Origin of the sequence: Flavobacterium sp. GSP27, assembly GCF_003970395.1 — a bacterium.
GTDB lineage: Bacteria > Bacteroidota > Bacteroidia > Flavobacteriales > Flavobacteriaceae > Flavobacterium.
Map to the genome: position 1 here is coordinate 255422 of NZ_RYDP01000003.1, position 14489 is coordinate 269910.

Consider the following 14489-nt stretch of genomic DNA (forward strand, 5'->3'; position numbering starts at 1 on the left):
TCTCGAAATATAGTTAAAAGAAATTTCAATGAATCTATTTATTCTTTTTTTAGCCTAATTATAAGTCTTACATTCATCTCTTAGCTGTTAAATTTAAAATTAAGTGATGGTAAATTGAGATTAAATGGTCAATTTATAGTGCGTAACTATTGTTGAAGTTTTAATTTTTAGTTTAAAAAATTCCGAATTTCTTCTTATTTAATGAGTATGTCCTTTTTTACTTGAAATAAATGATATGAAACCCCACAGGATTTTATAATTGAAAAACTAGAATTTTAGTACTAAAAAAACGTTTCGAGTATTTTTTGTGTGCTCGACAACACAAAAAATATGTGTTCGAGCACATTATTTGTGTTTTTCCTTGTTTAATAAAAATATAATCTCTAGTTTCGTCATGTATTAAAAAATAATCAATCTTTTATTAGGTCAAAATTTAATGTTTTTGAAGATTATATCAAAGGCTGTATTTAGAAATATGCATAAAAAAAGAGGGTGGATTTAGACAAAAATTAGCTCAGTTAAGAAATTATAAATCAAATTTTTTAGAGTTCATTTTTGTCCATCAAAAAAACATACAAACAACACTTAATACTGAATAAACCAACAAACAATTATTAACTAAAACCATTTCAAGAGTATGAAATTATTAACCCAAAAAAAACCAAGGGGCTTAAGGATTAAAAGTATGACACACAAAGAAATTAAATTAACAATTCTTTCTTTTCTAGCTTTAACTTTTCAAGTTTCTACTGCTTCGACCATAAAGACAATCGCTTTATCCGAAACTAATGTATTATTAGTTCAGAAAGTTGTAAAAGGAAAAGTTACCGATGAAAGTGGAGCACCTCTTCCTGGAGCTAATGTGCTTATCAAAGGTACTACTATTGGTGTTCAAACTGATGCTGATGGTAATTTTGCTATTGATGTAGTAGGAAATAATAATACTTTAGTTGTTTCATTTATTGGAATGGAAGAACAAGAAATTGCTATTGGCAATGACCCATTAACTATTGTTTTAAAAGAAACCGGACAAAAATTAAATGAAGTCGTTATTGTTGGCTATAGTACGATTAAAAAAGAAAGTTTGACGGGTTCCTTACAAACAATTACCAATAAGAAGCTTACAGATGCTACAACTCCCTCTGTTGAAAATTTATTAGCAGGGAAAGCTACTGGAGTTTATGTAAATTCTGGATCTGGACAGCCTGGTGAAGCTGGTAAAATAATTATTAGAGGTAAAACAACTGTAAACGGAAGTACAGATCCTCTATGGGTTGTTGATGGAGTTATTGTAGGAAGTAGTGCCGGGAGCATTAATCCCATGGATATTGAAACTATGACGATTCTAAAAGATGCAGCCTCTACTGCTGTATACGGTTCTCAAGGGGCTAACGGAGTTATTGTGGTTACAACAAAAAGTGGAAAATCAGGCAAAGCAACTATTAATTTCTCGACGAAGATGGCTGCTACCACATTAAACACGGGTAATTTCAGCTTAATGAATGGAAATGAATTATATGACTTGTACGATTCTTTTTCGAACAAACAGGACTTTTCAACGGCATGGTGGTGGACTCCGGAACTGAGAAATAAAAACTTTGATTGGTGGGATAATGCCACAAGAACAGGTTTAGCAACCGATCATAACCTCTCTATAAGTGGTGGTAATGAGGATTTCAAAAGCTATGTTTCTCTGGGGGTGTATGATGAGACAGCAGCAATAAGAGGCTATGACTACAAACGGTATAATGCACTATTGAAATTTAGTTATAAAGTAAATAATTGGTTAACCATACGCCCACAGATAAACGCAACCCGCAGAGATGTTTTAAATAAACAACATTCAGTTGGTGCAATGTATGGTAATATGCCTTGGGATAACCCGTATTTAGCAGATGGAACTTTGGTAGGAAATCAACCAAATCCTACTTGGGTAAACACCACCGGATCAAACTATTTGTATGATTTACAATGGAATTACAGCGAGTCTGAAGCCTATGATATTCGAAGTAATTTTGATTTTGACATAAAACTTACGGATTGGCTGACTTTTGCCTCTGTAAACAGTTATATCTTTTCAAATTCAAATTCTACCTCCTATTCAGATCCACGTTCTTCCAGCGGATTAGCAGTAAAAGGAAGAATTGAGGATTATATGAGTTCGTATAATAGAGCCTATACCAATCAATTGTTCAAATTCAAAAAATCATTTGGAAAACATGATTTTAATGCCATCGCCGGCTATGAATGGAATGAATTTAATTCTAAAAATACAGTAGGAATTGCAACTGGATTTGCTCCGGGGTTTGTAGTGAGTGATGTGGCCTCGATTCCTGAAAGAGTGAGAGGAAGCAAAGCGCAATGGGCCGTACAATCATTATTATCGAATGTAAATTATACCTATGATAATAAGTACTTAGCACAAGTTTCGCTTAGACGTGACGGAGCTTCAAATTTTGGGGTTAATTCACAATACGGGAATTTTTACTCTGTAAGTGGTGGATGGAATATTCATAAAGAAGCTTTTTTTAAAGCGGATTATATCACAAATTTAAAACTTAGAGCCAGTTATGGATCAGTAGGAAACAGACCAAACAGTCTTTATCCACACTATGCCCTGTATTCATTAACGACAGGGTACAATGAAAATCCAGGAGCCATAATTTCTCAAATTGCGAATCCTGATTTAAGTTGGGAAAAAACATATACGGCCGGTGTGGGTTTAGATATTTCGTTTTTAAGACGATTCAACCTGACTTTGGATTATTATGATAAAGATACTTCGGGTTTATTGTACCAAGTTCCTTTGCCAGGAGTTATTGGAGTGACTAGTATTTGGAAAAACGTAGGAGCAGTAAGCAATAAAGGTTTTGAAGCGGCACTTAATGTTGAAATTATTAATAATGAAGATTGGAGATGGGCTGTAGATGCTAATATTGGTGTGAATAAAAACAAAGTAACGAGTCTTTATGGCGAAAGACAACAAATCATCGTGAGAGATGGATCTGGTATTTCCGGTTCAGCTAATAAATTATTGACTCCCGGAAAGGATGTAGATACGTGGTACCTTACAGAATGGGCTGGTGTAGATCCAGAGAGCGGAAGACCACAATGGTTTGAAACCAATGCAGCAGGAGAACGCGTTAAAACCTTCAGTTATAGTGCCGCTTCAAAAACACCAATTGCTATGGGAGCGTATACGCCTTCCTTTTTTGGTGGATTTTCAACGAATTTAAATTATAAGAGTTTTGATCTTGCTGCCATATTTACCTATTCAGTAGGAGGCGAAATTTATAATTATGCCAGAGCTGAATTTGATTCAGATGGAGCCTATACAGATCGCAACCAAATGAATCTTCACAGCGGATGGAGCCGATGGGAAAAACCAGGTGATATTGCTACGCATCCTCAAGCCAGTTATAACAATCAAAGTAACTCAAATAAAGCTTCGTCTCGTTTCTTAGAAACTGGAACCTATCTAAAAATGAGAAGCCTTTCTTTAGGATATAATCTAAATGTGGAGCGTTTTAATATTTCGAATCTTAGATTATTTGTAGCTGCAGAAAACTTATTTACAATTTCTCACTTCTCTGGAGTTGATCCTGAGATACCACCTAGTAATGGTCAAATAACAGGAGTTGCCACCTCAGTATATCCTCAGACACGCAAATTTGTATTAGGTCTTAATCTTACTCTTTAAAAAAAATAAATCATGAAAAAGATATTTATATTATTCATTACAATTAGTTTTTTATACTCTTGTGAACTGGAGAGAGAACCTTTTAATGCTTACACCGAGGACAAAATCCTTGCAGATAAGGAAGCGGCTGTCGAAGTACTTTTGAATGGGTGTTACGCACAACTTAAAGGTTGGTCAGATGTTATGCACAGAGTAGGGGAATATCCCGGAGATAATATCATGATAAGAGGAACTTCTACGGATGCTTTCTATTCCTTTATTTCGTACCAGCACATACCGGATAATGGAAGATTATCTGTTTTTTGGAACAACAGTTATAAAATTATTTCACAATCAAGTGACTTAATCAAAATTATTTCAGAAGGTGAAAATGCGCAAATTGACCAACAATTAGGAGAAGCCTACTACTTAAGAGGAATGATTTACTTCTATTTGTCTCGTACCTACGGTAGACCTTATGCACAATCCCCTGACTCTAATTTGGGAGTACCCATTGTAAACGGAATGCCTGCCGATATTGATAATTTACGTCTCCCAGACAGATCCACAATTAAAGACAGCTACCAACAAGCCATTAATGATTTGAAAAAAGCAGAAACGCTAATGACCGTAAAACGTAGTGCGACTTATGCAACCAGAGAGGCAGCGCAAGCAATGCTATCCAGAGTATACTTATACATGAGCGGAACGTACCAAAGTCCAAATCAAGAATATGCTACTCTTGCCATAGAATATGCTACAAAAGTAATTGCAAGTGGAAATTACAATTTACTTAGTAGAGCGGATTTTATGAAATACAATACCTTTGCTCCTGATGCTGCCGGACAAACGGAAACCATTTTTGCTGTTAAACGTGTGGCTTCAGAGTTCTCCGGATTCGATCACTATTATGGAATTGGCGGCATGTACGCCAATATTCAAGGACAAGGTTGGGGCGAAATGTATGCCAGTGCTAAATATTTAGATTTACTGCGCAAGTCTGGTCAAAAGAATGATGCTCGTTGGGCATTTATTAAACCACAATACGCACTGGATGCATCAGACAATAAAACAGAAGCCTTCCGTTTTGTCCATGATTCGTATAATACCAGCTCAGTACAAACAGGGTATAACTATTTGCAACAACCGCTTAAGCGTAATGCTGACGGTACATTTTACATTAATATTGGGACAGATAAATACGATCTAACTGTAGTTAATGCTGCTGAAAATAGTTATTCGATTGACTATAAAGGAAAAACATATGTTGGTGAAAAAGATTTTATGATGTTATTGAACCGTGTATATCCAATGTATTATATCACTAAATGTTCTTTACAGGATAACGATTCGCATCTTCATTCGCCAATCATTTCAAGACTATCTGAAATGTATTTGAATATGGCAGAAGCGTATGCAAAAAAAGGGGATTATCAAAATGCACGTATTAACCTAAATATAGTAAGAGAAAGATCAATTCCTGGTGCTGGATATACTTCATTAACGAGTGCCAATGCTATTCAATTTATTGATGAAGAACGTCAATTAGAATTAGCTTTCGAAGCACATAGAGGGTATGATGTATATAGAAACGGACAAACAATGACACGTCATTATCCGGGACCACATCGTGCCATGGAAGATATTCCTGCATCCAGTTTGCGTGTGATACAGTACATTCCTCAATCAGAAATAAATGCTTATCCTGGAACGCTGACCCAAAATCAATAATAAAAGGTTAGAATGAGGTTGTAAAAACGTCCATTTGGTTAAGAATAAAAGGGGTCAGAAAAGGGAAATACCGAACATAAAAAGTATAAAAATTATAGATGAAAAAAAAATTCTTTACAAACCTATTAGTAATCTTAGTATTGATTCCACTTACTTCTTGTAGCGGTAATGAAAAAAATGATACTATTGTTGGGGATGATTCTAAAATGATATCCGAAATTTCTCTGCCTCTTGGTGGAAATACTTTTAGTTCAACTCCCTTTGCGGAAGTTGAAACCATTACAAAAAATGGAATCGAGTATTGGACCAATTCAGAAGAATATTTTACTGCTTACTTTCGAATTTCTGAGCCGGGAGTGTTCGAATTTTCAATAAATAAGGATTCATTGGTAGTTCTGGGAAAAGCAACTTTAGAATTCACCATTAACGACGAATCCAAAAGTATTGAATTCAACGACACCAAAAAAAATTCTTACCCAATAGGACGTTGGGAAATTACGGAACCGGGTTATGTTGCTTTAAAAATAAAAGGGATCAGCAAGAATAAAAGTCATTTCCCTTCTATTTCAAGAGTAACAATTAACAGCTCGATTGCGAAAGATAAAATTGCATTTGTTCAAAATGACGAAGCTAGTTTTTATCATTGGGGAAGAAGAGGTCCTTCTGTACATCTAAATTATCAAGTACCTGAAAAAGTAAATGCCGAATGGTATTACAACGAAGTTACTGTACCAAAAGGACAAGATATTATAGGGTCTTATTATATGGCAAATGGGTTTGCAGAAGGATATTTTGGTATACAGGTTAACTCGGATAAAGAGCGTAGAGTATTGTTCTCCGTTTGGAGTCCATTTGTAACGGATGATCCAGCAACCATTCCAGATTCCAAAAAAATTAAACTTCTTAATAAAGGAGAAAACGTAACGACGGGTGAATTTGGAAATGAGGGTTCCGGCGGACAAAGTTATTTGAAATACAATTGGATCGCAGGGAACACCTATAAGTTTTTACTTCGTGGAATTCCTCAAAATGATAATTCAACGACCTATACCGCTTACTTTTTTGCACCCGAATTAAATAAATGGCAATTAATCGCCAGTTTTAACCGTCCCGAAACCAATACTTATCTAAAACGATTTCATTCGTTTTTAGAAAATTTTTCTCCGGAACAAGGAAATAAATCTCGAGAAGTCTTGTTCAATAATCAATGGTATTGTGATGCTACCGGAAATTGGACAGAGATTAACTCCGCAAAATTCACAACAGACAACACGGGTACTAAAGGGTACCGTATGGATTATTCAGGTGGTTTGCTAAATAACGAATCATTCTATTTGAAAAACGGAGGCTTTTTTAATAATTTTACCAAAGCTCAAAGTGTTTTTACAAGACCGTTACATCAGAAGAAACCTGTTATTGATTTTAGTAAATTACCATAGAGATTACTCACGGTTTAAGCGAACACAACAAATAGTAAAATAGTGCAGAATGGGTAATCTACAGTTTGATTATCTTCCTTTTTTTTAATAAATAAATTAAATTATGAAAACTAGTATTTTTAAATTGCTACTTATTTCCTTTCTTTTTCTAGGATGGGCCAATGTATCGGCCCAAATGATTAAAACTCCGGCTCCAAAACGAGATAAAGGACAAACCGATGTCTTGCGTCTTGCAACAGCTCCCATTCCTAATGTGCGTATTGCGTTCATAGGTTTAGGCATGCGTGGTCCAGGTGCAGTAGAACGTATGACACATATTCCTGGCGTTGAAATTGTGGCTTTATGTGATATGACACAAGAAAACACTTCTAAAGCAAATGAAATTCTTACTAAAGCGGGGCTTCCAAAAGCGAAAGAATTTTTTGGAGATGAAAATGCTTGGAGAAAAGTAACTGCTCTTCCTAATGTAGATCTTGTATATGTAGCAACAGATTGGAAAAACCATGCGAAAATTGGTGTTCAAGCCATGAAAGATGGTAAAAACGTAGCTATTGAAGTTCCTGGAGCAATGACTATGGAAGAAATTTGGGACTTGATTAATACTTCTGAAAAAACACGTAAACATTGCATGCAATTGGAGAATTGTGTATATGATTTCTTTGAATTGACAACATTAAACATGGCGCAACAAGGATTGTTTGGAGAAATTCTGCATGCCGAGGGATCTTATATCCACGGACTTCAACCTTTCTGGGGTGAGTATTGGAACAACTGGCGTATGGATTATAATAGAAAACACCGTGGCGATATTTATGCAACGCATGGAATGGGACCGGCTTGTCAAGCATTGAACATTCACCGCGGAGATAAAATGAACTATTTGGTTTCTATGGATACTAAAGCCGTTGGTAATCCTGCGTATATTAAAGAAAAATCAGGAATAGAAGTAACGGACTTTAGAAATGGGGATCACACAATGACTATGATTCGTACCGAAAAAGGAAAAACAATCCAAATTCAACATGATGTAACTTCACCACGCCCTTACAGCCGTATGTACCAACTTAGCGGAACAAAAGGGTTTGCTAATAAATACCCTGTTGAAGGATATGCTTTGGATTCAAAAGCGATAGGTTCAGATATTGCACCAAATCATGAAAACTTGAGTGCACACAAGTTTGTTCCTGAAGACGTGAAAAAAGCATTAATGGAAAAATACAAGCATCCTATTGTAAAAGAAATTGAAGAGCAAGCAAAAAAAGTAGGCGGTCACGGTGGAATGGATTTCATCATGGATTACCGCTTGATTTATTGTTTACAAAATGGACTTCCATTGGATATGGACGTTTATGACTTGGCTGAATGGTCTTGTCTTGGACCACTAACGGAAATTTCCTTGGATAACAGTTCTGCACCAGTTGAGATTCCTGATTTCACTCGTGGGGGTTGGCAAAAATTGAAAGGTTTAGAGTTTTCTAAATAAAAATTAATTTTAAAATCATTCAAAAAGAGGATTATGACATAAAGTAGTTTATAAAGTTGATTATTAAATGACATTATAAATGAATGCAGAATACGATTTGGGTGGTGGATTGAGATAATAATAACAATAGTTTCAAAGGATACTATTCAGTAATGGGTGTAAATTTAAAATAAAGGGGTTAACTTTTTAATTAAAGTTGAATCCCTTTACTTTTAATAGTTAAACAATTAAAATACTAAAACATACTTAATGCATATCATCAAACTGTCAGATGAATTGGTCCGTAAAAATATAGCATTTGCCGCAGATCATAACCCATTACAATTGAGGATTAATACCATCACGGTCCAAAAATGAAGAAATTTAAAAATTCACCTTTAACACCAAAATAGAAACGGTCAACGAAAAACCTCCCTTTAAAATTCAGTTGATATAAGATGTTTGGGTGTTAATGGGTATTACAAATAGTAATGGCTGAATACTAAAGGTAAAGCATAAAAAATATGAATTAAGTTTGCCCAACGAAGTACTTCTTGTCTTTGCAGGATTATATTCCAATTGGGTAAATAAAGAAACCGGAGAAATAAAAAACATATACACCATACTAACCACCGAAGTCAATCCACTTTTGTCTGTAATACACAATAGTAAAAAAAGAATGTTTTAAACCGTAATAATGAATCCAGATAGTTGAATTATGAGCTAATAGAGTACTTTGCATTTCTCTATTAGGCAAATTTAATCGCTGTTAAATGATGAAGGCATCATTGACAACATTACTGGAAAACATACCAGATTTTTAATTCTACTATAGGTTCTTCATCGCGTGCAATCCTTTAGTTTTGTCTATGCAATAAATTTGTAATTTTAAATCAACAACCCAACCGATTAAGTGAACCTACGCGCAATAAAAGTTAACGACTTATCGCTTGATTAGGACTTCATCGGTTTTTACTGAAAAAGCATCAGAGTAGTAATTCAGGCATAATGGCCTATTATCAAGGTTTCGATAGTTTTCAGTAGTTAGGTTGCTAATCTAAAAAAAGTTTTACTATGAACAAATTTACACATTTTCTTGGGATAGATATATCCAAAGAATACTTTGATGCTGTGATTATTTTAGAAGGAAAAAAAGAACTAAATAATCATAATCAATTCGCGAACAATGCCAAAGGGATAAGGGAATTACGGAAGTGGCTAAAGGAATTTAATGCTACCTCTGTAAATACATTAGTCTGTTTGGAGCACACTGGAATGTATGGAAAGTTGGTTATTAAACACTTGATTTCTTATGAGTTTTCTTTATGGGTAGAAATGTCTTTAAAAATCATTAGAAGCATTGGTCTCCAAAGAGGCAAGAATGATAAAGTAGATGCTTTCAGAATTGCTTATTACGCTATGAAAAACCAAGAAGAAGCAGTAATATACAAAGCACCTCGAAAAGTGGTAGAAAAGATTAAAACTCTTTTGTCTGTAAGGGATAAACTCATACAATACAGGGGTTCTTTATCACGTCATACCAACGAATTAAAATCATTTGATCCAGAACTCTACAAACTAGCTGTAAAACATCAGAACAATACCATTAAAGGCATAGCAACGGATTTAAAAAGCATCGAAAAACAATTAGACCTGCTCATTAAAGAAGACGAAATATTAAATACAATTTACACTCAAGTCTCTTCAGTTCCTGGCGTAGGGAAAATTACAACACTAACTTTGATCTGCTTTACCAATGAATTTTCTATGTATGCAACCCCAAGACAATTGGCTTGTTATACTGGAGTTGCACCTTTTGAATATACATCAGGAAAAAGTATTAAGGGCAAGCCAAGAGTTAATAATATGGCAAACAAAAAGCTAAAAAAACTACTTCATATGTGTGCATTGACGGCAGCCACTTATGACCCAGAATTAAAAGTGTATTATCAAAGAAAGGTAGAAGAAAGCAAAAATAAATTACTCGTCTTAAACAACGTCAGAAATAAGCTTATACATCGGATTTGTGCTTGTATTAAAGAAAATAGAGTCTATAAAATTAGAGAAGTAGCATAAAAAACATAATTTTGCATCTACCAAGACAAAGCGGAAATAGGCTCTGCTGAGGAGCAACCTATCAGGAATAATCTGTGGTGCCGACGAATAAGTCAAACGAAAAAGGGAGGCTAAAATCCTTCCTTTTTTATTACTTATTCAGAGGCGACATATGCCTAAAAAAACCTAAAATTATTTTTGAAAATAAAGCAATATTTATTTGCAAAAGACATAGTAATCAAGCGGTCTCTCTGCGGTCGTTCCCTTTGTTCCGTTCGGCAGCTCCAGTCGGTCAACCTTACAGTTTTATAATAACACTTTTGGTAAATAAGCTATTTATTATTTCAATTTAATAATAAGGTTTCCCTCCGTTCCGCAGACACTTCACAGCACAAAAAAATAAGGCAGCCAAAAAATAGGCAACCTTACTTTTTCCGCTGTTCGTTCCTCATCTCCACACGTTCTCTTCCTGCGTTCGGCAGGGCTATTACATCCACAATACCGCTTCATTCCGTTACACTCCGCTAGCTACGTTCCTCTGCATTCCAGCAGTATCATGTCTGTCGCCCTTTATTTTTTCAGCGGTGGCGCTCTTCGCACAGCCATCGGGGTTGGCGCCGTTCCGTGAAAAACGTCACGTTGCCCTAAATCAAGGAACGCCTGCGGCTGTCTTCTATTTTTTCCCCACCGTTTCACGCTCTTCTTCCTTCATTTTGCGTCTCGTTCCTCACCAGCTGCAATTCTCGGCTTCAGGTGGCTGTTCGATTGCCGCAACCCCGCCACTGCGCTCCTCGATAAATAATGATTTCCGCTATCGCTACAATCATCATTTTCTGCGGTGCTTGGGGGTGTTTGATTGCCTTGCGAGAGAAACGAAGCAATCACAATAACGCCCACAGAAAAACCTCAACAAAACGATATTGCAATTTTTTGAAAAGAAAAAGAAAAAAATCCAGCAAACATAGCATCCATTCCTCACTTTCAGTCGGTCGTTCCTCCCTCCATTTTCGTTCGTCATTTCTGCTGATTAAATAGCTTTCTTTTTTTCTCTTTTTTCTTTTCAAAAAATTAAGGTCGAATCTTTAAAACCAATACGCCACGGCGAATTTCATCATTAAAACACACCAAAAAAATGCAGTTTATAAAGCTAACCAAATCTTTATTCTCAACAAAAGAATGAATAGTGGCAAATGGAGCGTAGCGGAATTCACCAATACTAAAAAATATATATTAACACATTGGTAATCCTCAAAAAGAACCTTTTACAAATAGTTTTGTAATACTATTTCAAAATGAAGGAGATACCGAAACGGTTTACTGGTTAGCCTATAGTTTATGGAAAGCAAGATTCTGGGACCAATCTCTGGTTGAGTCCGTAATTCCTTTTTTACGAATCGACGATTTTAAAAAAGATTTTAACTCAAAAGTAAATGAAATGCTGCAGGAGCACGAGCTGCACAAAAAAATTGTTAAAGCTTTAAAAATACTGGAATTTAATGAAGAACAATTTTACAAAAACATCAAATTGATTAATGATATAAGAAAAGCTATGTTGCGAAATTATTGCAAATAGTCTGACCACACTAGTCACGCATTTAAATACACTATAAGTCCTATTTGATTTTACATTATAGACAAATTAATAAAACTATTATAAGCACTTATATGTAAATGAAAAAAAGTACGAATTTTTATTAAAAAAGGTGTTCAAGAAATAGATTACTGATATGGTATTTGTTTTACTCAAATCAATGCAAGCATAAAATAGTAACTATCGGAATGTTTTTTTATTTACCTGTTCAATTAGAAGCTTGGTTAAATTTAAAAACGTTAAGGATTAGTTAACGTTTAGATAATCCTGTTGCGTTACTGTTGATATATTTTTGGCCCGATAAAAACCACTTAAAAAATTATGAAAAAAATTAAATTATTATTTAGCATTGTCCTTTTTGGGCTTATAGCTAATTCTTGTGCAACCGAGGAACTCGTTTATTCCGTTCCAGAAACTAAAAATTCAAACCAACTTTCAAAAATTTACACCGGCTTTCCTGAAACATTTGAATCAGGAAGCAAAACTTCTTATGTTGCGGCAGACGTAACTTTACCAACAGGTATCTGGAATTTGAACGATGCGTTAATAGGTACCCTTTCTGGCGACAGAAAAAACGGTGCTAAGTCAATTCGTATTCGAAATATAGGAACTGTTACAATGAAGTTTAATAGTATTAACGGTGCTTCAAGTGTTTCTGTTTTACATGCAAAGTATGGAACTGATGCTTCAAGTTCATGGGAACTTTGGTATTCCATTAACAACGGAAGTAGTTGGACTAAAACAGGAAGTACAATTACGACCTCTTCAACCACATTGCAAACTGCCACATTTCCAATGGCGATAAAGGGAAATGTTCGTTTTGAAATCAGAAAAATATCGGGTGGTACAAATCGTATCAATATTGATGATATGACTATTGATGATAATGGTGCTCTTATTAGCGGTGTTTTTCCGGAAACATACGAATCAGGAAGTAAAACCTCTTATACTCCTGCTGCTGTAACGCTTTCTACAGGGAGCTGGTATTTTGACAATGCATTAATAGGAACATCTGCAAGCGATGCGAAAAGTGGTACTCAATCAGCAAGGATAATCGACACCGGTAAAATTACGATGCAGTTTGATGTTACAACCGGTGCTTCAAGTGTAGATATTAAACATGCTACATACGGAACTGATGCTTCCAGCACATGGGAACTTTGGTATTCCAACAATAGCGGCAGTAGCTGGACTCAGACAGGAAGTAGCATTACTACTTCTTCTACTACATTGCAAACTGCAACTTTTCCAATGATTGTTCAGGGAAATATTCGTTTTGAAATTCGTAAAATTACTGGAACAGCTATTCGTATTAACATTGACGATTTTTCGATTACAGCTTACAATGGTACAGGAGGAAGTGGTACTGGTGGTGTTGATGGAGACCACATAGCTATGGGTAACCCTAGTGGTGCAACTACTGATATAACCAATGAAAATAATTATTTAATGGAGAAAGTGCAGTATAAACTTTCATACAATCGTTCGAAAGCAACTGCTAACTGGGTAAGCTGGCATTTAGATCCGTCATGGACAGGAGCTGCACCACGCCAGGATGATTTCAGAGCTGACACTACTTTGCCTTCAAGTTGGTATCAGGTAGGTTCTACAAGCTACTCTGGTAGCGGTTTCGACAGAGGTCATGATTGCCCTTCGGCTGACAGAACTTCTTCTGTTGCTGATAACTCTGAGACCTTCCTAATGACGAACATGATTCCTCAGGCGCCTGTTAATAACCGACAAACCTGGGCTAACCTCGAAGCGTATGGCAGAACACTTGTAAGCCAAGGTAATGAAATCTATATAATTATGGGATGTTATGGTGTTGGTGGAACAGGTTCTGCCGGCAGTGCAAACACAATTAATAATGGCAATATAACTGTTCCAAGCAATATTTGGAAGGTACTTGTTGTACTTACTCAGGGTACCAATGATGTTGGCAGAGTAACTACAAGCACTCGTGTAATTGCAGTTAATACTCCTAATATAAACACTACAGGAGCATGGGGAACCTACCGTACAAGTGTAGATGCAATTGAAGCCGCAACAGGATATGATTTATTGAGTAATTTGTCTACTTCAATTCAGTCAACTATTGAAGCAACGGTTGATAACGGACCAACAAAATAATTTTTATTGAAATCAGGGTATTAAAAATCCTCGTAAGTTTTTAAGGCTTCTGAAAAACATACCTTATTACAATAAAGAGTTGCTTTTAGAAAAAACGCTTGTTACGGATCTTTAAGATCCTATTACAAGCGTTTTTCTTTTTGTAGCTGTTTTTATTGTAAAATTTATTTCGCAACATTTCTTTAAGTGGCTAATTCTCGTTGCTATTTTTTTTAAAAATTGTTTGTCTCTTTTAATTAACATCTTCTGTAACAATTAAAAATAATCTTTTTATTTTTCGCCACGATAATTAACTGCAAAAAATAAACTAAAAAAAAGCCTGATCTTGGACATGCCCCAAAAAGTTAGACACTATTTGGGGCATTTTTTATGGAAAAAAAAGTAAAATATGATTATGCATTT

At 35.3% G+C, this 14489-nt stretch carries 7 protein-coding genes; all 7 read left to right on the forward strand.

The genetic code is table 11. The features are described from left to right. Positions 1-685: 685 nt before the first annotated feature. Positions 686-3700: a TonB-dependent receptor gene (locus EKM05_RS04670; RefSeq protein ID WP_233590872.1), complete on the forward strand. Its 3015-nt coding sequence runs from the start codon at positions 686-688 to the stop codon at positions 3698-3700. A 12-nt stretch (positions 3701-3712) separates the two neighbouring features. Beyond that, entirely contained in the window at positions 3713-5410 is a 1698-nt protein-coding gene (locus EKM05_RS04675) for a RagB/SusD family nutrient uptake outer membrane protein (RefSeq protein ID WP_126455249.1), read from the forward strand. Positions 5411-5508: 98 nt separating this feature from the next. Then, the gene (locus tag EKM05_RS04680; RefSeq protein WP_233590873.1) at positions 5509-6849 is read left to right on the forward strand and encodes a DUF3472 domain-containing protein; all 1341 of its coding nucleotides are present in this window, start codon (positions 5509-5511) and stop codon (positions 6847-6849) included. 103 nt (positions 6850-6952) lie between these two features. Beyond that, positions 6953-8332 (forward strand): Gfo/Idh/MocA family protein, encoded by a 1380-nt coding sequence (locus EKM05_RS04685; RefSeq protein WP_126455247.1) that lies wholly within the window; start codon positions 6953-6955, stop codon positions 8330-8332. 478 nt (positions 8333-8810) lie between these two features. Continuing rightward, the gene (locus EKM05_RS14810) at positions 8811-8999 is read left to right on the forward strand and encodes an SOS response-associated peptidase family protein (protein WP_126553829.1); all 189 of its coding nucleotides are present in this window, start codon (positions 8811-8813) and stop codon (positions 8997-8999) included. Positions 9000-9385: 386 nt separating this feature from the next. After that, entirely contained in the window at positions 9386-10387 is a 1002-nt protein-coding gene (locus EKM05_RS04695) for an IS110 family transposase (protein WP_126553810.1), read from the forward strand. 1891 nt (positions 10388-12278) lie between these two features. Next, entirely contained in the window at positions 12279-14087 is a 1809-nt protein-coding gene (locus EKM05_RS04705; protein WP_199749575.1) for a DNA/RNA non-specific endonuclease, read from the forward strand. The last annotated feature ends 402 nt before the right edge of the window (positions 14088-14489 follow it).

Coding starts and splice junctions, on each gene's coding strand:
- EKM05_RS04675 (WP_126455249.1), top strand. CDS start 3,713: ATGAAAAAGATATTTATATTATTCATTACAATTAGTTTTTTATACTCT.
- EKM05_RS04670 (WP_233590872.1), top strand. CDS start 686: ATGACACACAAAGAAATTAAATTAACAATTCTTTCTTTTCTAGCTTTA.
- EKM05_RS04695 (WP_126553810.1), top strand. CDS start 9,386: ATGAACAAATTTACACATTTTCTTGGGATAGATATATCCAAAGAATAC.
- EKM05_RS04685 (WP_126455247.1), top strand. CDS start 6,953: ATGAAAACTAGTATTTTTAAATTGCTACTTATTTCCTTTCTTTTTCTA.
- EKM05_RS04705 (WP_199749575.1), top strand. CDS start 12,279: ATGAAAAAAATTAAATTATTATTTAGCATTGTCCTTTTTGGGCTTATA.
- EKM05_RS04680 (WP_233590873.1), top strand. CDS start 5,509: ATGAAAAAAAAATTCTTTACAAACCTATTAGTAATCTTAGTATTGATT.